Source organism: Pseudomonas sp. JL27(2026) (genome assembly GCF_056933555.1).
This window is the reverse complement of sequence record NZ_CM167794.1, coordinates 88,102-107,266: the sequence shown is the minus strand read 5'-3', so window position 1 is coordinate 107,266 and position 19,165 is coordinate 88,102. Positions and strand designations below refer to the sequence as shown.

The 19,165-nt window shown below is 61.2% G+C and carries 20 protein-coding genes; 14 read left to right on the top strand and 6 right to left on the bottom strand.

The window, feature by feature from the left end:
- Positions 1-68 precede the first annotated feature (68 nt).
- The 5 genes from AC1Z1G_RS00560 (at position 69) to AC1Z1G_RS00540 (ending at position 3,459) form a co-directional block, all read left to right on the top strand.
- Positions 69-251 (top strand): DUF1127 domain-containing protein, encoded by a 183-nt coding sequence (locus AC1Z1G_RS00560; protein WP_483624018.1) that lies wholly within the window; start codon positions 69-71, stop codon positions 249-251.
- Between the two features lie 169 nt (positions 252-420).
- Positions 421-738 (top strand): DUF2388 domain-containing protein, encoded by a 318-nt coding sequence (locus tag AC1Z1G_RS00555; RefSeq protein WP_483624016.1) that lies wholly within the window; start codon positions 421-423, stop codon positions 736-738.
- Between the two features lie 106 nt (positions 739-844).
- On the top strand, positions 845-1,153 hold the full coding sequence (locus AC1Z1G_RS00550; protein ID WP_483624014.1) for a DUF2388 domain-containing protein: 309 nt from the start codon (positions 845-847) through the stop codon (positions 1,151-1,153).
- A gap of 27 nt (positions 1,154-1,180) precedes the next feature.
- Positions 1,181-1,501 (top strand): DUF2388 domain-containing protein, encoded by a 321-nt coding sequence (locus AC1Z1G_RS00545; RefSeq protein ID WP_483624012.1) that lies wholly within the window; start codon positions 1,181-1,183, stop codon positions 1,499-1,501.
- Positions 1,498-3,459: a DUF7844 domain-containing protein gene (locus tag AC1Z1G_RS00540; RefSeq protein ID WP_483624010.1), complete on the top strand. Its 1,962-nt coding sequence runs from the start codon at positions 1,498-1,500 to the stop codon at positions 3,457-3,459. Before AC1Z1G_RS00545 ends, AC1Z1G_RS00540 begins: the two co-directional genes overlap by 4 nt.
- Positions 3,460-3,500: 41 nt before the next feature.
- Here AC1Z1G_RS00540 and AC1Z1G_RS00535 read toward each other — a convergent pair whose 3' ends face one another.
- A complete protein-coding gene (locus AC1Z1G_RS00535) occupies positions 3,501-3,902 on the bottom strand; it encodes a GFA family protein (protein ID WP_483624008.1) in 402 nt (133 codons plus the stop codon).
- 350 nt (positions 3,903-4,252) lie between these two features.
- Between AC1Z1G_RS00535 and AC1Z1G_RS00530 the strand changes: the two genes are divergently transcribed.
- The 9 genes from AC1Z1G_RS00530 (at position 4,253) to AC1Z1G_RS00490 (ending at position 14,750) form a co-directional block, all read left to right on the top strand.
- Positions 4,253-5,560, top strand: coding sequence for a CitMHS family transporter (locus AC1Z1G_RS00530; RefSeq protein WP_483624006.1), 1,308 nt, complete (start codon positions 4,253-4,255; stop codon positions 5,558-5,560).
- Positions 5,561-5,646: 86 nt separating this feature from the next.
- Positions 5,647-6,414 (top strand): TerC family protein, encoded by a 768-nt coding sequence (locus AC1Z1G_RS00525; protein ID WP_483624004.1) that lies wholly within the window; start codon positions 5,647-5,649, stop codon positions 6,412-6,414.
- Between the two features lie 294 nt (positions 6,415-6,708).
- The gene (locus AC1Z1G_RS00520; protein WP_483624002.1) at positions 6,709-8,367 is read left to right on the top strand and encodes a Na/Pi cotransporter family protein; all 1,659 of its coding nucleotides are present in this window, start codon (positions 6,709-6,711) and stop codon (positions 8,365-8,367) included.
- Between the two features lie 175 nt (positions 8,368-8,542).
- Positions 8,543-9,922: a M16 family metallopeptidase gene (locus tag AC1Z1G_RS00515; protein ID WP_483624000.1), complete on the top strand. Its 1,380-nt coding sequence runs from the start codon at positions 8,543-8,545 to the stop codon at positions 9,920-9,922.
- Between the two features lie 215 nt (positions 9,923-10,137).
- A complete protein-coding gene (locus tag AC1Z1G_RS00510; RefSeq protein ID WP_483623998.1) occupies positions 10,138-11,181 on the top strand; it encodes a DUF5924 family protein in 1,044 nt (347 codons plus the stop codon).
- A gap of 54 nt (positions 11,182-11,235) precedes the next feature.
- Positions 11,236-12,375, top strand: coding sequence for an ABC transporter permease (locus tag AC1Z1G_RS00505; RefSeq protein WP_483623996.1), 1,140 nt, complete (start codon positions 11,236-11,238; stop codon positions 12,373-12,375).
- Positions 12,372-13,175 (top strand): ABC transporter ATP-binding protein, encoded by an 804-nt coding sequence (locus AC1Z1G_RS00500; protein ID WP_483623994.1) that lies wholly within the window; start codon positions 12,372-12,374, stop codon positions 13,173-13,175. Before AC1Z1G_RS00505 ends, AC1Z1G_RS00500 begins: the two co-directional genes overlap by 4 nt.
- Position 13,176: 1 nt before the next feature.
- A complete protein-coding gene (locus AC1Z1G_RS00495; protein ID WP_483623992.1) occupies positions 13,177-14,115 on the top strand; it encodes an MlaD family protein in 939 nt (312 codons plus the stop codon).
- The gene (locus tag AC1Z1G_RS00490; RefSeq protein ID WP_483623990.1) at positions 14,112-14,750 is read left to right on the top strand and encodes an ABC-type transport auxiliary lipoprotein family protein; all 639 of its coding nucleotides are present in this window, start codon (positions 14,112-14,114) and stop codon (positions 14,748-14,750) included. Before AC1Z1G_RS00495 ends, AC1Z1G_RS00490 begins: the two co-directional genes overlap by 4 nt.
- A gap of 118 nt (positions 14,751-14,868) precedes the next feature.
- On the opposite strand, the gene AC1Z1G_RS00485 is transcribed toward AC1Z1G_RS00490, so the two are convergent.
- From AC1Z1G_RS00485 to AC1Z1G_RS00465, 5 genes are all read right to left on the bottom strand, one after another.
- On the bottom strand, positions 14,869-16,098 hold the full coding sequence (locus AC1Z1G_RS00485; RefSeq protein ID WP_483623988.1) for a nucleoside recognition domain-containing protein: 1,230 nt from the start codon (positions 16,096-16,098) through the stop codon (positions 14,869-14,871).
- 204 nt (positions 16,099-16,302) lie between these two features.
- Positions 16,303-17,634, bottom strand: a complete 1,332-nt coding sequence (gltP, locus tag AC1Z1G_RS00480; RefSeq protein ID WP_347903044.1) for a glutamate/aspartate:proton symporter GltP — start codon at positions 17,632-17,634, stop codon at positions 16,303-16,305.
- 716 nt (positions 17,635-18,350) lie between these two features.
- Entirely contained in the window at positions 18,351-18,509 is a 159-nt protein-coding gene (locus AC1Z1G_RS00475) for an Ivy family c-type lysozyme inhibitor (RefSeq protein ID WP_483628008.1), read from the bottom strand.
- The gene (locus AC1Z1G_RS00470; RefSeq protein WP_007989444.1) at positions 18,496-18,660 is read right to left on the bottom strand and encodes a DUF1328 domain-containing protein; all 165 of its coding nucleotides are present in this window, start codon (positions 18,658-18,660) and stop codon (positions 18,496-18,498) included. Before AC1Z1G_RS00470 ends, AC1Z1G_RS00475 begins: the two co-directional genes overlap by 14 nt.
- An 85-nt stretch (positions 18,661-18,745) precedes the next feature.
- The gene (locus tag AC1Z1G_RS00465; RefSeq protein ID WP_483623986.1) at positions 18,746-19,033 is read right to left on the bottom strand and encodes a hypothetical protein; all 288 of its coding nucleotides are present in this window, start codon (positions 19,031-19,033) and stop codon (positions 18,746-18,748) included.
- Between the last annotated feature and the right edge of the window lie 132 nt (positions 19,034-19,165).

Below are 19,165 nucleotides of genomic sequence, written 5' to 3'. Positions count from 1 at the left end.
TCTGCCCTCATCTGCACCGGCCGCGCAACATGGTGTTCCAAGGACATTGCCTCGCAAGGACATCCCCCATGAATCGCCCATCCAAAGCACAAGCCAACCCCGTTCTGCGCTTGATCACTGCGCTGTTCGCCTTAATGGAAAGGGCCCGCACCCGGCGCCTGCTGGGGCAACTCAATGATCAGCAACTCAGCGACCTGGGCCTCAGCCACGCCGATCGCCTGGCAGAAATGGACAAGCCGTTCTGGCGCTGACAATTGATACAAGACTGTTCGAAACACCCGCCGGGCGCCTACTATTGCGCGACAGCGTGGCGAACACCGCGCAGTGCGCGTCTGACATTTGAGGCAGTACGCGCCTCGCCGTGGCGGCCCGATGGTTTACCCGGCACCACTTTTTTGTGTTTCCCACAGGAGTCATCCCATGTCCCGTCTTCGCCTGCTCAGCGCCGCAGCCCTGCTGGCCGTGGCTGCCAATTCGCACGCTACCAGCCTGATCGTCACCACCGATGCCATTGTTGGGGCACTCAAGGCCACGTCCGACGCCACCTCCGATGCCAGCTCCTCACTGCGTGACAACAAGATCGTCCGCGCCGCCCGTGACGACGCCGCCAGCTTCGTGGCCAGCGAAGGCGCCATCCGTGGCGTGAAACTGGAAAGCGCGTTTGACCACATCCGCCATCAGGCACCACAGCTCAACGCCACCGACGAGCAACTGGCCCAAGCCATCCTCGCCATCTGACCGCAAGTCGGGAAAGGGGCGTGTAACAACCGCCCCAAACCTTCGGCGCTGGCTCTAGTCCGGGCATTGCGCTAGCCTTGGCGCTCGCTTTTCGCTATCGAGTCCAATGCGCTTTCTTTCAAGTTTGTTCATCGTCCCCGCTGTATTTACTGCCTGCTGGACCGGATCGGCCAACGCCCTGGACCTGACCACGCAGAACCTGGTCATCACGGCGTATGCCACGAGCATGGTGACCTCCGCGCCCTTCGACCATAAACTGCTGCTCGCCGCTCAGGATGACGCGGCGGCTTTCGTTGCCAGTGAGGGCCAACTGCGCGGTGCACGACTGGAGTCCGCGCTGGCTTACCTGCGTCAGACCCAGCCGAAACTTCATGCCAGCGACCTTGAACTGGCACAGGCAATTCTCGTCCAATAGTCATTCTTGTTTTTCCGGAGTCGTTCCATGCGTAACCCGCTGATTGCTGCCACCCTTGGCCTGCTGTTGTTGGCCGACGTGGCCCAGGCGCACACCCTGGTAGCCACCAGTAACATCATCGTTCGGGCCTTTGGCCGCACGATCGATTTCACGTCCGATACCACCACCTCCATCCGCGACTCGAAAGTCGTACGTGAAGCCCACGACGATGCCGCCAGCTATGTGGCCAGCAACGGCGACATTCGCGGCGCGCAACTGGAAGCCGCCTTCGACACCCTGCGCGCCCGCGTTCCCGAAGCGCGCGACGCCAGTGATCAGGTCCTCGCTGAAGCCATCCTCGCCCTGTGAAGAACCTCGCCGCCTGGCTCTTGGCCAGCGCCGTGCTGCTGTGTGGCAGCACGGCCCAGGCCGATCTGCAACTACGGCTCAAGACCGAAGGCCTGAGCCCGGCAGAACAACAGGCCAGCCAGGCGCTGATCGATGAAGCGATGCAGGCGCTGCCGCCGCGCTTCATCGAGCAACTGGACCGCCGGATCGATGTCGGCTGGACCGACCAGATGCCCGACAACGCCTACGGTGAAGCGTCGCTGGTTTCAGAGCTCAACCTCAATCGCAACCTGCTCAAAGGCCTGACCGATGGTAGTGCCGCGATGCAAAAAACCCATCGCCCCCACGGCACCGTACGCCGGGAAATGCTCGCCACGGTGCTGCACGAACTGACCCACATTTATGACCGCTCGCGTTTGTGGCCAAGCGCCGAGCGCACGTTGATCCAGCGCTGCACGCGCCAGAACAACAGCTCAGGCCTGATCGGCATTCCCGACCCATGTCGCGGGCAGACGGCACGGCGCTTCACCCTCAGCGATGACCCGCGCCTGCTCGACCTCGCAGGCTGGCAGCAATATGTCGGCCGTCGCGGTGAACGCGAGCAACACAACCGGCAAATCGCCCGCAGCCCGGACCTCTACGAAATCAGCAGCCCCAAGGAGTTCGTCGCGGTCAACATGGAGTACTTCCTCCTTGACCCGAGTTACGCCTGTCGGCGCCCGGCGCTGTACCGTTATTACAAGGAACACTTCGGCTGGGTGCCGGCCGCCAAAGACACCTGCGCGACGTCCTTCGCATTCCTCAACGCCGGCAACGACTTCGCCAAGCAGCCGCTGGGCAAAGTCGACCCGGAGCGGGTGTACGCCGTCGATTACCTGCTGGCCGAAGCCAACCAGAACTGGGTCAGCCGTTGGGGCCACAGCATGCTGCGGTTGGTGATCTGCGCACCGGGCCGCCCCCGTGGGCCGGACTGTCGGCTGGACCTCGATCAACATCTGGTGCTGTCCTACCGCGCATTTGTCGGCGACGTTCAACTGTCGAGCTGGGACGGACTGGTCGGCAAGTACCCGTCCCGCCTCTTTGTGCTGCCGCTGGCCCAGGTCATCGACGAATACACCAAGACTGAACTGCGCAGCCTCGCGTCGGTGCCGCTCAATCTGTCGCGCAATGAAATCGAGGAGGTGGTCGAGCATGCCGCCGAGATGCACTGGAGTTACGACGGCAACTATTACTTCCTGTCCAACAACTGCGCAGTCGAAAGCCTGAAGCTGCTGCGCAGCGGCAGTAACAATCCACAACTGACCGGCCTGGACAGCATCATGCCCAACGGTTTGTTGGAAGTGCTCAAGGGCCGTGGCCTGGCAGACACCAGCGTGCTCGACGACCCACGCGAGGCGCTGCGCCTGGGGTATCGCTTCGACTCCTTCCGCGACCGTTATCAAGCCATGTTCGAGGTGCTGAAAAAACACCTGCCGATCAAACAGGACTCCGTCGAAGACTGGCTCTCCCTGAGCGCGGCCGAGCGACGTGAATGGTTCGAACGGGCCGACTTGCGCACCAGCGCGGCCTTGTTGCTGCTGGAGCAAGCAAGCTTCCGACGGCAATTGCTGCTGGCCCAGGACGAGGTCAAGCAGCGCTACCTCGGTGCCCGCGAGCTGAAAAACGGGGGCATGGAGAAAGCCAATAACACCCTGCAACTGATCCTCGCCAACAGCGGATTCCTCAGCCGTCCGGCAGAACTGCTGGGCAGCAGCGGATACGGGCTGCCACAACCCAGCGAGTGGCAGCGGCTGGAGTCGGAAAGCAGCTTGCGGCAGAAGCAATTGCAGACGCTGACCGGTGATCTGGATAAGGAAGTTCGCGCTCTGCTGGAGCCCGGCCGCGCAGCCGAAATTGCCGCGAACGAAGCCAACGTCAAACAACTGGGCGAGCATTTGCGGGCGCTGCATAAAGCCGCGGGTGGTCTGGAACTACCCTGACGCTAAAGACTTCGCGGGCACGGGGCGCCTTGCCTACGAACTTACAGCGTCTCTTCGGGCTCTTCCGGCAGATGCTCATCCAGGTGCAGCCAGGGCAACCGGCTACGGGTCCAGATATGCCGATCTGCCGGTGCCTGCTCCGGGTGATCCAGCGTGGCGATGGTCACGTCAATGCTGTCCGGGCTCAGGTGGGTGGTCAACGCCACATGGGCACCACAGTTCGAACAGAAATACCGTGCACACTGAGCCGACGAGTCGTAACGCGCAGGCTCGCCGGCCAGCCACTGAAACGCAGAACGGGGCAGGGTGATCCAGGTCGTCACCAGACCGCCGCTGACTCGCCGGCAAATCGAACAATGGCAGTGGGCAATGTCCTGCAAGGGCCCGCTGAACTGATACCGCAGCTGTCCGCAATGGCAACCGCCCGTCTGAAGCTCGCTCATGTCGTGCTCTTCCTTTCGTGTGTTCGACGCCGCAACCCCCATGAACCGGCGCAATGGCCATTACTGTAGGCCGCAATCACCACCGCTGGACATCTCGTCCGAGGTTTCCCTGACGAAAGCTGGCTGAAAGCTTTCCCGATTAGGATCGCCGTCACTTCCGGCAAAAGACCGGTTGGCCCTGGCATGCGTTTCGACGCCTGCGGCCCAATTAACAACAACAATGGTGATTCTGATGTCCGCTGCTTCCCGCCTGTACGCCCCAACTCCGCCCGTACGCCTCGTGCTTTCCGTTCTGCGCTGACCCCACCCGGTTCGCCATTCCCTAGCCGCGCTACGCCTGGAGTATTCCCATGCTGACTTTCCTTGGCTTTGCCATGGTCATTACGTTCATGTTCCTGATCATGACCAAGCGCCTGTCCGCGCTGATTGCCCTGATCATCATCCCGATCGTCTTCGCCCTGTTCGGTGGTTTTGCGCCGAAGATCGGCCCGATGATGCTCGAAGGCATCACCAAGCTGGCCCCGACCGGGGTGATGCTGATGTTCGCCATTCTGTATTTCGCCCTGATGATCGACTCCGGCCTGTTCGACCCGGCCGTGCGCAAGATCCTCAAACTGGTCAAGGGTGACCCGCTGAAAGTTTCCGTCGGCACAGCGGTCCTGGCACTGATCGTGTCCATGGACGGTGACGGCGCCACCACCTACATGATCTGCGTGGCCGCCATGCTGCCGCTCTACAGCCGCATCGGCATGAGCCCGCGCATCATGGCCGGCCTGATCATTCTGGCCGGGGGCGTGATGAACATGACCCCATGGGGTGGCCCGACCGCCCGTGCCGCCAGTGCGCTGCATGTCGACCCTTCGGACATTTTCGTGCCGATGATTCCGGCGATGCTTGCCGGCGTGGTGGCGATCCTGGCGATTGCCTACTACTACGGTAAACGCGAGCGAGCGCGCCTGGGTGAACTGCACCTGCAAGGCGACGAAATCGATCACAGTGAAATCAGCGTTTCCCAGTTCCCGGATGCCCGTCGTCCGAAACTGATCTGGTTCAACGGCCTGCTGACCCTCGCCCTGATGGGCACGCTGATCGCCGGCCTGCTGCCGCTGCCGGTGCTGTTCATGGTGGCGTTCAGTATCGCGATGATCGTCAACTACCCGTGCCTGCAACAGCAGAAAGACCGTGTCGCGGCCCACGCCGGCAGCGTGCTGTCGGTCGTCGGATTGATCTTTGCCGCCGGGATCTTCACTGGCATCCTGACCGGCACCGGCATGGTCGACGCCATGTCCAAGAGCCTGCTGGCGGTGATCCCCGATTTCCTCGGCCCGTACCTGGCCGTGATCACGGCGCTGGTGAGCATGCCGTTCACCTTCTTCATGTCCAACGATGCGTTTTATTACGGTGTGCTGCCGGTTCTGGCCGAGGCGGCCAGCCATTACGGCATCACCGCGGTGGAAATGGCCCGCGCCTCGATCGTTGGCCAACCCGTGCACTTGCTGAGCCCGTTGGTTCCGTCCACCTACTTGCTGGTGGCGCTGGCCGGGATCGAGTTCGGCGATCACCAGCGTTTCACCCTCAAGTGGGCTGTGCTGGTGTGCCTGTGCATCCTGGCTGCCGCCTTGCTGATGGGGATCTTCCCGCTGTTCAGCACGTTGTAAAAACACTGACTCACTGCGCCGCCAGCCTGCCTTCGCGACCCGAAGCGGCTGGCGTCGTGGCTTAACACTCGCTCAAAGGAATACTCATGGAATGGCTGACTAACCCGGAGATCTGGGTTGCCTTCTTCACTCTGACGGCCCTGGAAATCGTGCTGGGCATCGACAACATCATCATGATCTCGATCCTGGTCAGCCGCATGCCCAAGCACATGCAGACCCGCACCCGGCTCTTTGGCCTGGCACTGGCCATGGTCACGCGCATCCTGCTGTTGCTATCGATCACCTGGGTCATGCGCCTGACCGCCGACCTGTTCGAACTCTTCGGCCAGGGCATTTCCGGTCGGGACCTGATCCTGTTCTTCGGTGGCCTGTTCCTGCTGTGGAAAAGCTCCCAGGAGATGTACCACGCGCTGGAAGGCGAAGATGAAACCGATGAGGCGCCGGGCGGCAAGGGCGGCAACTTCCTCTACACAATCATCCAGATCGCAATCATCGACATCGTGTTCTCCCTGGACTCGGTCATCACTGCCGTCGGCATGGTCTCCCATGTACCGGTCATGATCGCCGCCATCGTCGTGGCCGTGCTGGTGATGATGATGGCTTCCGGCAAGATCAGTGAATTCATCGACAAGCACCCGTCGCTGAAGATGCTGGCGTTGTCGTTCCTGCTGATCGTGGGCACCGTGCTGATCGCCGAAGCCTTCGAAGTGCATGTGCCCAAAGGCTACGTCTACTTCGCCATGGCATTCTCGCTGGCGGTTGAAGCCATCAACATCAAGATGCGCGCCGCGATGATGAAAAAGAAAAAACAACAGGAACCGGTGAAACTGCGCAAGGACATTCCTGGTCAGTAACCCGAATGCAGTAGCGCTGCAAACTCTGTGGGAGCGGGCTTGCTCGCGAAGGCGGAGTATCAATCGACACTAATGTTGCCTGATACGACGCTTTCGCGAGCAAGCCCGCTCCCACATTGGTTTGTGCAATTGCATGAAGCTGTTTTCATGACAGCTTTATTTCAATCACTTCTTTAGCTATGCGATGCTGGCGCCCAGGCCGTTCGCCAACTACAGCTTAAGTACAGAACGTAGAACGTCGCGCGGCACCGTCAACTTGCTCCTTTGGGGCGCTATTCACCCAGGGGGCCCACCATGCTGACCCTGCTCAATCTACTCTCCGCCGTGGCCCTGCTGATCTGGGGCACGCACATCGTGCGAACCGGCATCCTGCGGGTCTACGGCTCCAACCTGCGCCACGTGATCGGCCAGAACATGGCGCGCCGTCCACTGGCCTTCGTTGCCGGGATCCTCGTCACCGCCATGGTCCAGAGCAGCAACGCCACGGCGATGCTGGTGACCTCATTCGTCGGCCAGGGCCTGATGGCGCTGACACCTGCCCTGGCGACCATGCTCGGTGCGGATGTCGGTACGGCGCTGATGGCACGGGTGCTGACCCTAGACCTGTCGTGGCTGTCGCCGTTGCTGATTTTCCTCGGGGTGATTTTTTTCCTGTCCCGCAAACAGACCCGTGCCGGCCAGCTCGGGCGGGTCGGCATTGGCCTGGGGCTGATCATTCTTGCGCTGCAACTGATCGTCGAGTCCGCCGCGCCCATTACCCACGCCCAAGGCGTGAAGGTGATCTTCGCGTCACTGACCGGCGACATCCTGCTCGACGCCTTGGTGGGTGCGCTGTTCGCGATGATTTCCTACTCCAGCCTGGCCGCCGTGCTGCTGACCGCGACCCTGGCCGGTGCTGGTGTCATCAGCCTGCCGGTGGCCATCGGCCTGGTGATCGGGGCCAACATCGGCAGTGGCGTGCTGGCGTTCCTCAGCACCAGCATGCAAAACACCGCTGGCCGGCAAGTGGCACTGGGCAGCCTGTTGTACAAACTGATCGGCCTGCTGCTGATCATTCCGGTGCTCGACCCGCTGGTGCACTGGATGGACAGCCTCGATTTCAGCCCACAAGGCCTGGTGATCGGTTTTCACCTGCTCTACAACACCGTGCGTTGCCTGGTGCTGCTGCCCAGTGTCGGGCTGATGGCCAGGTTGTGTGCCTGGCTGATGCCCGAGCGTGTGGAAACCAACGGTCACGCACACCCCCGACACCTGGATCAGACCGCGTTGGTCACTCCCAGCCTGGCACTGGCCAACGCGGCGCGGGAAACCCTGCGCATTGGCGACCTGATCGACAACATGCTCGAAGCAACGCTAGACGTACTGCGCGGCAAACAAACCGCCGTCACCCTGGAAATGCGTCGCCTGAACGACGATGTCGAAGCCCTGTACATCGCCATCAAGCTCTATCTGGCACAAATGCCCCGCGAAGACCTCAGTGAGCAGGACAGCCGCCGCTGGGCCGAAATCATCGAGCTGGCGTTCAACCTGAAACTGGCCAGCGACCTGATCGAACGCATGCTGCGCAAGGTCCAGCAGCAGAAAACCTCGCAGCGCCGGTCCTTTTCCGACGTCGGCCTGGAAGAGTTGACCGGGCTGCACGCGCAACTGATTGCCAACCTGCGGCTGGGGTTGTCGGTGTTCCTCAGTGCCGACCGCGAAAGTGCCCACCAATTACTGCGGGAAAAACGCCGCTTCCGCGCCCAGGAACGTCGACTGGCCCACGCCCATGTCAGCCGACTGCAACGCAAGATCGCGCAAAGCATCGAGACTAGTTCCTTGCACCTGGAGCTGATCGCCGACATGAAACGCCTGAACTCACTGTTTTGCAGCAGCGCCTACGTGGTACTGGAAACGTCCGACACCGGCGCGCTGGAGCCGGACGATATGGCTGACATCACTCATTCACCCTGAACGTCTGGCAATGTGGTCAGTCAGTAACAATGGTTCAGCCTTAAAGCCATTCGCGAGCAAGCCCGCTCCCACATTGGTTTTGTGAACACCGCAAATCAACTGTGGGAGCGGGCTTGCTCGCGAAGAGGCCTTCACTGGCGACACGGATCTCCAATCAGCCGTAAGGAAGCCCGTTATGCGTTGTTTGCTGTTCGCTTGTCTGTTGCTCGGTTCTACCGCGTCCTTTGCCCTGGATCGCTTTCAGGTCGAGGGCTACGTGTTGCCCAACGGTCTGCAACTGCTGCTCAAACCCGGCAGCGAGCGCGGGCATGTGGCGATCCGCCTGGTAGTGGGGGTGGGCCTGGACGACTTCGCCTGCGCCGATAAGGAACTGCCGCACCTGCTCGAACACGTGCTGTTCAGCGGCATCGACGACAGCGGTGAAGGCGGGCTGGAGGAACGCATGCAAGCGCTGGGCGGCGAGTGGAACGCCTACACCAGCAACGCCGACACCACCTTCGTGATCGAAGCCCCGGCGAAAAACCAGCGTAAGGTCCTCGACCTGCTACTGGCCGTTCTGACCCAGACCCGGATCGACGACGCCGCGATCAATGCGGCCAAACACGTGGTGGAACGCGAGGACGGCGGCCACTACTCGCACTTGCAGCGCTGGCTGGACCGCCAGGACCTCGGGCACAAGGCGAGCAATCAACTGGCGGTGGAACTGGGCCTCAAATGCCCGGAACGCGCCGAAGTCGCCCATCTGACCCGCGAACAGTTAGAGAAGGTGCGCAAGGCCTGGTACGCGCCGAACAACATGACCCTGATTGTCGTCGGTGAACTCGACCGCTTGCTGCCCGCCTACCTGGAGCGCACCTATGCCCGGCTTCAGGCCGTCGACCCGGCGGATCATCGACCACTGCCGCAAATCAAGGACACCGCCGCCGCCCGGCGTGAACTGATCCACGGCGTGGTAGGCAATAGCGCCAAACTGCATTGGTTGTTTCCCGAACCGGTGCAGGAAGAACAACACAACGAAACCTTCGACCTGCTCAAGGACTACCTGGACTGGGCGTTATATCGCCAGTTGCGCCTGGACCACGGTTTGTCCTACGGGCCGTGGGCCGAGCGTGAAGTGTTCGGCGGTGTCGGTTTCTTCAGCCTCAATGCAGACCTGGACCGCAACGACCTCGAACCGGCCCGGCACGTGCTCGATGAACTCAAAGCCACACTGCTCAAGGACGGCCTCGACCCAGTCAGTTTCGAACGCCTGAAACAGGCCGCCATCGCCCGCCAGGCCTGGGCGGTGCAGGGCAATAGCGCGCTCGCCGATTACTACTGGAGCGCCCTCGGCGACTACGAGGACGGGCGCTTCGCCGACCCGGCCAAAGACCTCCAGGGGGTCACGCTGGAACACGCCAACAAGGCCCTGCGCGAAATGCTGGAGCAACCGGGCTATGTGCGAATCGAGAAGCCGCTGCTCAGTGATGACGAGGTGCTCTGGGTTGTGGCGGGAATGCTCGGCTTGATGCTGCTGGGAGTGCTGGGCTGGCGCAGGCACCGCACGCCACGATGAATGTGGCGAGGGCGCGAAGCGGCCCTGAAAAACTGCCAACACGATTATGAATCGTTGAACCCCTACGATGACTTTTACGACGGCTGCGCACCCGGGCGGGAGCAAGCGCCCTCGCCACAGGTTCTGCGCCCGGCCACACGGCAAGCGCCTCGCAACATCAGTGTGCCAGCGGTATCCTGTCGGGGATTTTTCCCACGACAATTGCGAACCGCCGAATGCCTAACCTGACTCTTTGCGTACAGCGCATCCTCGAACTGATGAAGCGCTATCCGGGGGTCATTGCACTCGGCGGTTTCATCTCCGGGGTCGGCAGCTTCATCCTGGTGGATCGCCAGCAAAGCCTGGCCACCTGGATCTCCATCATCATGCTGGTCAGTTGGGTCTGGCTGATGCTGGAAAACAGCCTCACGCAGTTGTTCACCAAGGTGTTCAAACGCGAAATACCGCAACCGCTGCTGCGCTATGCCACGCAGATGATCCATCAGGAAAGCCTGTTCTTCGTCCTGCCGTTTTTCTTTGTCACCACGACCTGGAACAGCGGCCAACTGGCGTTCACCGGGCTGCTGGGCGCGGCGGCGCTGGTGTCGATCATCGACCCGCTGTATTACAAATGGCTGGCGCCCCGGCGCTGGGCGTTCCTGGCGTTGCACACCCTGACCCTGTTTGCCGCGCTGCTCACGGCGCTGCCGATCATCCTGCACCTGACCACCTCCCAGAGTTTCAAACTGGCGCTGGGCATCGCCATGCTGATGTCCTTCCCGAGCCTGGCGTCGATTTTCCCGATTCGCACCGTGCGCAATGCGCTGGCCATTCTGAGCATCACCCTGGGCATCGGCGCCGCCGGCTGGTTGCTGCGTTCGTGGGTGCCGCCGGCCACCTTGTGGATGACCGACGTTGCCATCAGCACCCAACTGCAGGACCGCACGCCCGGCGACAGCCTCGACGAGGTCACCGCCGCCCAGCTGCGCACCAACGGCCTGTACGCCTACACCGCGATCAACGCCCCGCGCGGGCTGGACGAGCGGATTTATCACGTCTGGAAGTTCAACGGCAAAGAGGTCGACCGCATCGCCCTGGATATTCATGGCGGGCGCAAGGAAGGCTACCGGGCCTGGACCCACAAGCAGAATTTCCCCGCCAACCCGGTCGGCAAGTGGCAGGTGCGGGTGCTGACCGAAGACGATCAGGTGATCGGCGTGCTGCGCTTTGAAGTCACCGACCCAGGTCAAGACAACGCGACGCCGAGCGAGGCAAAGTAGCCGTTATCGTGCTATTACGTAGCACTGCGTAACAGCCGAACAAGCACGGAGCTTATGACCAACCGCGGCAGTGCCCACCTCGACACCTCCAGCCTCCCAGCGCAGTTACGCGTCACGGGGGACTGGACGCTCGCCCATTACGCCGACCTCAAGCGCTTGAGCGAAGCCCTCAAGGGCCAGTACGACGACAGCACCTCCATCAACCTCAACGGCCTCGATACCCTGGACACGGCAGGCGCCTCACTGCTGGTCGAGTTGCTGGGCAGCGAACGCATCGGCCGCTGCGCCGAGCACCCCGATTGCAGTCTGTCGGCCGCCGACCGCGCGTTGCTGCACACCGTCTACTGCTCGTTGACCGACTTCTGCGTACCGGTCAAAGAGCCGGAAATCAGCGTCGGCATTCAACTGCTGAGCCGCATCGGCCGTGCTGTCGACACCATCTGGCAAGACACCCTGCAACTGCTGGGCTTCATCGGGCTGATTCTGGAGACCATCGCCCGGGGGCTGCTTCGCCCCAAGCGCTGGCGCATCACGCCGATGGTCGCGCACATCGAACAGACCGGCCTCGACGCCGCGCCCATCGTGGCCCTGCTGACGTTTCTGGTGGGCGCCGTGGTGGCGTTCCTCGGCGCTACGGTACTCAAGAGCTTTGGCGCGAGCATTTTTACCGTCGACCTGGTGGCGTTCTCCTTCCTCCGTGAGTTTGGCGTGTTACTGACCGCCATCCTCATGGCCGGGCGCACCGCCAGTGCCTTCACCGCGCAAATCGGCTCGATGAAGGCCAACGAAGAAATCGACGCGATCCGCACCCTGGGCCTGGACCCGACCGAGTTGCTGGTGGTACCACGGGTGCTGGCGCTGCTGGTGGCGCTGCCGATGCTGACCTTTCTGGCGATGCTCTCGGGGATTATCGGCGGCGGGGTGGTTTGCGCACTGTCGCTGGGGATTTCGCCGGCGATGTTCCTCTCGTTGCTGCAATCGGACATCGGCGTTCAACATTTTCTGGTGGGCATGGTCAAAGCACCGATCTTTGCGTTCCTGATCGCCGCCATTGGTTGCCTGGAAGGCTTCAAGGTCAGCGGCAGCGCCGAATCGGTCGGCGCCCACACCACCTCCAGCGTGGTGCAGTCAATTTTCGTGGTCATCGTGCTTGATGCCGTGGCCGCACTGTTTTTCATGGAGATGGGCTGGTGAATCGCATCCCCCGTGCGCCCGCAGAGGCAGTGATCGAAGTTCGAGGGCTGTGCAATCGCTTCGGTAAACAGAGCGTGCACGAGAACCTCGACCTCGATGTGTACAAGGGCGAGATCCTCGCCGTGGTCGGCGGCTCGGGCAGCGGCAAGTCGGTGCTGTTGCGCAGCATCGTCGGCCTGCGCCGGCCCAGCGAAGGCTCGGTGCGGGTGTTTGGCCAGGACTTGCAGAACCTGCCCGAACAGCAGCGCTCGCTGATCGAACGGCGGTTTGGCGTGCTGTTTCAGAAGGGCGCGTTGTTTTCCTCGCTGACCGTGACGGAGAACGTCGCCCTGCCGCTCATCGAACACGCCGGCCTCAGCCGCGCCGACGCCGAACACCTGGCGGCGGTCAAACTGGCGCTGGCCGGGCTGCCACTCTCGGCGGCCGACAAGTACCCGTCGTCGCTGTCCGGCGGCATGATCAAGCGGGCCGCGCTGGCCCGGGCGCTGGCGCTGGACCCGGACATCCTGTTTCTCGACGAACCCACTGCCGGCCTCGACCCGATTGGCGCGGCGGCGTTCGATCAATTGATCCTGACCCTGCGCGATGCGCTGGGCCTGAGTGTGTTTTTGGTCACCCATGACCTGGACACGCTCTACACCATCACCGACCGGGTGGCGGTGCTGGCGCAGAAAAAAGTGCTGGTGGCGGACGCCATCGACAAGGTCGCCGAAACCGACGACACGTGGATTCACGAATACTTCCATGGCCCACGGGGCCGCGCGGCGTATCAAGCCGCTTCACTGCTCAACGAGGTATGACATGGAAACCCGAGCCCATCATGTATTGATCGGCCTGTTCACCGTGATTGTGGTGGTCGGGGCGCTGCTGTTCGGCCTGTGGCTGGCCAAGTCCAGCGTTGACACGGAGTTCAAGGATTACGAAATCGTCTTCAACGAGGCGGTCAGCGGCCTTTCCAAAGGCAGTGCGGTGCAGTACAGCGGGATCAAGGTCGGTGACGTCGTCACCCTGCGCCTGGACCCGAAAGACCCGCGCCGGGTGCTGGCACACATCCGTCTGAGCGGCGAAACGCCGATCAAGGAAGACACCCAGGCGAAACTGACCCTGACCGGGATCACCGGCACCTCGATCATCCAGCTCAGCGGCGGCACGCCGCAAAGCCCGACGCTGCGCGGCAAGGACGGCAAGCTGCCGGTGATCGTCGCCACGCCATCACCCATTGCACGCTTGCTGAACAACAGCGACGACCTGATGACCAACGTCAACGTGCTGCTGCATAACGCTAACCAAATGTTCTCTTCGGAAAACATCGAGCGCGTCAGCAATACCCTCGAACACCTGGAGCAGACCACCGGGACCATCGCCGGACAACGCGGCGACATCCGTCAGGCCATGCAACAACTGGGCTCCATCGGCAAACAGGCCAGCGCCACCCTGGAACAGACCACCGAGCTGATGCGTAACGCCAACGGTCTGCTCAACGATCAGGGCAAGCAGATGTTCGGCAGCGCCGAGCAGGCCATGAAATCGCTGGAACAAAGCGCCACAACCATCAACACCCTGCTGTCGGACAACCAGGACTCACTCAGCAACGGCATGCAGGGCCTCAATGGCCTGGCGCCAGCGGTGCGTGAACTGCGCGACACCCTGAGCTCGTTGCGGGCCATCTCTCGTCGGCTGGAATCCAACCCCAGCGGTTACCTGCTGGGCAGCGACACGAACAAGGAGTTCACGCCATGAAGCCGGTCTTTCGTTTAGCCAGCCAGCTCACCTTGATTGCCGGTTTCGCGCTGACCAGCGCCTGTTCGATCCTGCCCAAGGCCGAGCCGCTGGACGTGTATCGCTTGCCAGCCGCGCCAATCGCCGCACCATCAGCCAGCCATGCGCAGGCCTGGTCGCTGCGCCTGTCCAAGCCCCAGACCAGCGATGTACTGGGTAGCGCGAAAATCGCCGTGATCCCCCGAGGTGATCTGATCAGCAGCTACAAGGCATCGCGCTGGAGCGACCCGGCGCCAATCCTGCTGCGCAATCGCCTGCTCGATGGCTTTGCCCGGGACGGCCGCGTACGCCTGCTGAGCACCGATGACAGCAACTTGCAGACGGACTTCGAGTTGGGCGGGAACCTGCAAGCCTTCCAGACGGAGTACCAGGGCAACGCCGCGCAGGTAGTGATTCAACTGGATGCGCTGCTGGTGCGCGGCAGTGATCAGCGAATCCTCGCCAGCCGCCGCTTCGAAGTACGCCAGACGTTGAGCGATGTAAAAGTGCCAGCGGTGGTGACGGGGTTTGGTCAGGCAAGTGACGTGCTCACCGCGCAAGTGATTGCGTGGACGGTGGAGCAAGGGCAGAAAAGTGCGGCGGCGCTGAGACCCTGAAGAACTGCACATATCAATGTGGGAGCGAGCCTGCTCGCGAAAGCGGTGTGTCATTCAACAATGATGTCGACTGACAAAATGCCTTCGCGAGCAAGCCCGCTCCCACAGGCTTTGGTGGTTAACCGAAGAACCAGTAGCACACCCCGATCGCACCCAGCACCCCGGCCAGTTCCGCCAACAGTGCGCAACCCACCGCATGGCGGGCGCGCTGGATGCCGACGGCACCGAAGTACACCGCCAGCACATAGAACGTGGTTTCCGTACTGCCCTGAATGGTCGCGGCCACCAACGCCGGGAAGCTGTCGACGCCTGAGGTCTTCATGGTTTCGATGAGCATGGCCCGCGCGGCGCTGCCGGAGAACGGCTTGACCATCGCTGTCGGCAAGGCATCGACGAAGCGCGTGTCCCAACCGGCCCATTCCACCAGATGGCGAATCCCGTCCAGGCCAAAGTCCAGCGCGCCGGATGCGCGCAACACACCGACGGCGCAGAGCATCGCCACCAGATACGGCAGCAGGTTCTTGGCCACATCGAAGCCTTCCTTGGCGCCCTCGACAAACGCCTCGTAGACCTTGACCTTGCGCAACGCACCGATCACCAGAAACACCATGATCAGGCCGAACAGCGTCAGGTTGCCGAGGATCGATGACAACCCCGCCAGGGCAGTCGCCGACATCGTCGCCAACAACGCCATGAAGGCCCCCAGCGCCAGCGCACCGGGAATCAGGTACGCCAGCACCACCGGGTCCCACAACCGCAGGCGCTGCATGAATGCCACCGACAGCAGGCCCACCAGGGTCGAGCAACTGGTCGCCAGCAGGATCGGCAGGAACACCAGCGTCGGGTCGGGCGCGCCTTGCTGGGCGCGGTACATGAAGATCGTCACCGGCAGCAGCGTCAGGGACGACGCGTTGAGCACCAGGAACAGGATTTGCGCATTGCTCGCCACTGTCGCGCTCGGGTTGAGCTCCTGCAACGCTTTCATGGCCTTGAGGCCAATCGGGGTTGCGGCGTTGTCCAGGCCCAGGCCATTGGCGGCAAAGTTGAGGGTGATCAGGCCGATGGCCGGGTGACCGCGCGGCACTTCCGGCATCAGCCGCAGGAAGAGTGGGCCGAGGGCCTTGGCCAGCCATTCGACAATCCCGGCCTTTTCAGCAATGCGCAGAAAGCCCAGCCACAAGGTCAGGGTGCCAAACAGCAGCACCATGACTTCGACCGACAGCTTGGCCATGGCGAAGATGCTTTCCACCATCGCCGCAAAGATCCCGGCATTGCCGCCGATCAGCCACTGCGCCAGTGCTGAAATGGCCGCTACGATGAAAAAGCCAAGCCACAGACCATTGAGCATCAGTCAAATCCCCCAGAAGATGCGCGAATGATAGCGGGGAGTGCAGAAACGACAAACCCCGGATTTCTCCGGGGTTTGTTTGTTACTGCCTGCACAACTCCAATGTGGGAGCGGGCTTGCTCGCGAAAGCGGTGTGTCATTCAGCATTGAACTGGCTGACATGACGCCTTCGCGAGCAAGCCCGCTCCCACAAGGGGTTTTGCATCAGTTTTTAGAAATTTCGCCCGCCGGCAGCTTCTCTTTGCTGCGCCAGTGCGGCAGGGAGTTCCAGTAGCGCTGGCCCTTCGCGTCGTCGTACATGCCTTCCCAACGAGCAATCACCAGAACAGCCAGGGCGTTGCCGATCACGTTCAGTGCGGTACGGGCCATGTCCATGATGCGGTCGACACCAGCGATGAACGCCAGGCCTTCCAGCGGAATGCCCACGCTGCCCAGAGTGGCCAGCAGCACCACGAAGGACACGCCCGGCACGCCGGCGATACCTTTGGAGGTAACCATCAGGGTCAGTACCAGCAGCAACTGCTGGCTGATCGACAGGTCGATGCCGTAGAGCTGGGCAATGAAGATGGCCGCGATGCTCTGGTACAGGGTCGAACCGTCGAGGTTGAACGAATAACCGGTCGGTACCACGAAGCTGCAAATGGCTTTTGGCGCGCCGTAGGCTTCCATCTTCTCGATCACACGCGGCAGCACGGTTTCGGAGCTCGCGGTGGAGTAGGCCAGCACCAGCTCATCCTTGAAGATGCGCATCAGCTTGATCACCGAGAAGCCGAACAGGCGAGCGATCAGGCCCAGCACCACGAAGGCGAAGAACAGGATGGCGACGTAAACCAGGATCACCAGTTTGGCCAGCGGCAGCAGGGAGGCGAAGCCGAAGTTGGCCACGGTCACCGCAATCAGTGCGAACACGCCGATCGGGGCGTAGTTCATGATCATGTGAGTGACCTTGAACATGCTTTCCGATACGCCCTGGAACATCTTCACCAGCGGCTCGCGCAGGTCCGATTGCAGGCTCGACAGACCGAGGCCGAACAACACGGAGAAGAAGATGATCGGCAGCATCTCGCCACGCGCCATGGCGGCAAAGATGTTCGAGGGGATCAGGTTGAGGATGGTTTCGATGAACGCATGTTCATGCTGAACTTCGGCAGCAGTGGCCTGGTACTTGGAAATATCCACCGTACCCAGGGTGCTCATGTCGATGCCCGAACCTGGATGGAACAGGTTGGCCAGCACCAGGCCCACCAAAATAGCGATGGTGGTGACGATTTCAAAGTAAATGATGGTCTTGAGACCGATACGCCCGAGCTTTTTCGCGTCGCCCACACCGGCAATGCCGACGATCAGCGAGGAGATCACGATCGGGATCACGATCATCTTGATCAGACGGATAAAGATATCGCCCGCCGGTTGCAGGACGTTGCTGATCCACCAGGCTTTTTCGGCACTGAAATGGTTGAGCAGCGCACCGATTGCAATCCCCAGTACCAGACCGATGAGGATCTGCCAGGCGAGGCTAAGCTTTGCCTTCTTCATATCATTACCCTTACTTGCGTTTGACTCAGGCAGATGCGCGAACTGGAACGCTCAATAGCGGAAAAGTCTTTGCATCTGCCCCCGTATAAGGTCGCCCGGAGCTCGTATTTACGGCTCTTCGGCAGGCGAAAAAAGGCGCAACTATTCCGATGCAAGGGAGCTGCGTCTAATGCCGTAAACGCCTACCCTATGCCGAATCGGCATGAGTTTTTTCAAACAAAACCATCGTCCCAACCGGTTCGAATACGACATTTCGGCAGGCATAAGTGCCGTGAACCGGCCATCGTAGAGGAGATCGGACATTTTTTGAGCAACAGAAAGGGGACAAAAATCCAGGAAATTCCCTACGACCGAGATCGAAAATGACGCACAAAATAACGCCAAATTTCTCGATATACGGTCGCCCGGAAACACCGCGAAATGTTTTGAGTTCAGTGTAGAAGATTTTTTCGGGATCAACGTTGCAAAAACCGAGGCAACTGCTCTAGATCAAGCCTTTGCGAGATAAAGCTCGCTGCCTGTCCGCCAAGGCTTGTGCAATTGGCGAACAGGCGGCTCGACTTTTTCCTGACCCGGCCCTTGCGCAGGCACTCCCTGTACCCGTAGGTCACTGCGCTCCTGAAGCAATCAGAACGTCCCGGTCCCTTGGTCATGCACGCACCTTTCTGGGGGGGGTGCAGAGGAAAGAAGCGTTGCGCTTCTTTCGTGATCCGAACTCAGTAACCGTTCGGATCGTTCTTCAGTTGTTCTCTCAACAATCCCTGCATACCGTCGCCCGGCTTGCCGAGGAAACGGTACTCGCCATGGCACAGCCGCCCAGTAACAGGGCGGCTGCCCGTGTCTTTAACGAAACGTCCATGGTCAGCCTCGTCCACGACGGCCAAAGAAGAAAGAAGCAACAAACATCACCAGGAACACGACAAACAGAATCTTGGCGATACCCGTGGCGGTGCCCGCGATACCACCGAAGCCCAGTACGGCAGCGACAATGGCAATGATCAGGAAGGTGATTGCCCAGCTCAACATGGTGATTCTCCTTACGCGTCTATCTATTAGAGAGGTGCTGCGGTGGAGCGGTGCAGGGCGCGCCGGTCACGCGCCCGTATGTTGCCTAGAACACCCAACGTTCCTGCCGGGACGTCTCGACCGCAGGCTGTGCCTGGTCGACGTCCATCAGCTTCATCGGGGTTATGTCAGCAACAGGGTTGCTGAAAGCACTGAAATGGGTTTGGGGAGCATGCTGGATCGACACGCGAGGCACCTCGGGCTGCTGGCTCAATTGCCAGAGCTGGTACTGCTGACCACCGACCAAGGTGACTACCAATGCCAACACCACGAACAACCCTTGCTGCATGAGCAGTGCCGAGATACGCAATTGAGCAGCACGTTGGCGATTCATCCTGAAACTCCTCCCACGCAAGTGGTCTTGGGTTCGAGGGCAGCTCTTCCATAGCGCCCTGGGCTAATCAGGCTATTGCAGCCTGCATGCCAGCTTTCACAAGGAAATAAGCTCAACTAACTCAATGAGTTA